The organism is Pseudomonas entomophila, assembly GCF_013523125.1.
Lineage (GTDB): Bacteria > Pseudomonadota > Gammaproteobacteria > Pseudomonadales > Pseudomonadaceae > Aquipseudomonas > Aquipseudomonas entomophila_B.
This window is the reverse complement of the sequence record NZ_JAAMQJ010000105.1, coordinates 1-853: the sequence shown is the minus strand read 5'-3', so window position 1 is coordinate 853 and position 853 is coordinate 1. Positions and strand designations below refer to the sequence as shown.

Genomic DNA, 853 nt, shown 5'->3' with positions numbered 1-853 from the left:
GTGCGCTTCCCTGGTGCTGACCTGGTGCCTCCGGGTTACCGGGAGAAGTACGAAGCCGAGCAGGCCCAGGCGGCGCGAGCCAAGGCCAAAGCGGCGACAGGCGTGCAGCATGGTGCGGCGCCAAAGCTGGGCGAGACGATCAAGGCCAAGCCTGCGCCGGCGGCACCTGCACCGGCATTGGCACCGGCCAAGGCCCCCTTGGTTGTGCCGGCACCTGGAGCCAGTGCGGTGCGGTTCCCCGGCGCAGATCCCGTCAGACCTCAACCGCCTGCCGGACTGGGCGACCTGGTGCGCGACATGAGCAAGAGCGCAGCGCCGTCGGCGAAACTGCCCGACGCCGCTCCCGCCAAGGCAGCGCCGCCGCCGGCGCCGAAGGTCGACCAAGCGTTTTCGTTCTCGCCAAGCATCAAGCTCGACGTGCAGGGCGACGTGAAAGACCCGGCGCAGCTGCTGCGTGAGATGGAGGGCCCACTGAGGCAATTGTTCGAGTCCTGGAGCCGCGAGGCGGCCTCGCGTATGGCCTCGGCCCAGCTGTTCGATCAACCCCACGTCTAAGGAGCCGCTATGGCGTACATGCAGCAATTGGAGGCGTCACTGTCGGGCCTGGTGGCGGCAGGGGAGGCCGGTCGCAAGAGTGCGGACGGCATGCTGGCCCCGCTCAATACTGCCGTGGTCAACATCACCGGCGCGGCCACGGACCTGCAGAACATCCCGTTTCTGCCGTCAGGTGCCAGTGAAAAGCTGGGCCGGATGATGCGTACCATCAACATGGCCCAGGCACGGGTCGGCCAGGTAGCGTCGACGTACAACCGTGTCGTGTCCGGGGTCTCCCAGGTGCAGGAGCGGCTGGGAG

The 853-nt window shown here is 67.8% G+C and carries 2 pseudogenes; both read left to right on the top strand.

The annotated features are described in order from the left end of the window. Window positions 1-555: pseudogene (locus G7007_RS21775) on the top strand (phage tail tape measure protein); the annotation flags it as partial. Window positions 556-564: 9 nt separating this feature from the next. Further along, window positions 565-853, top strand: a pseudogene (locus G7007_RS21770) (phage tail protein); the annotation flags it as partial.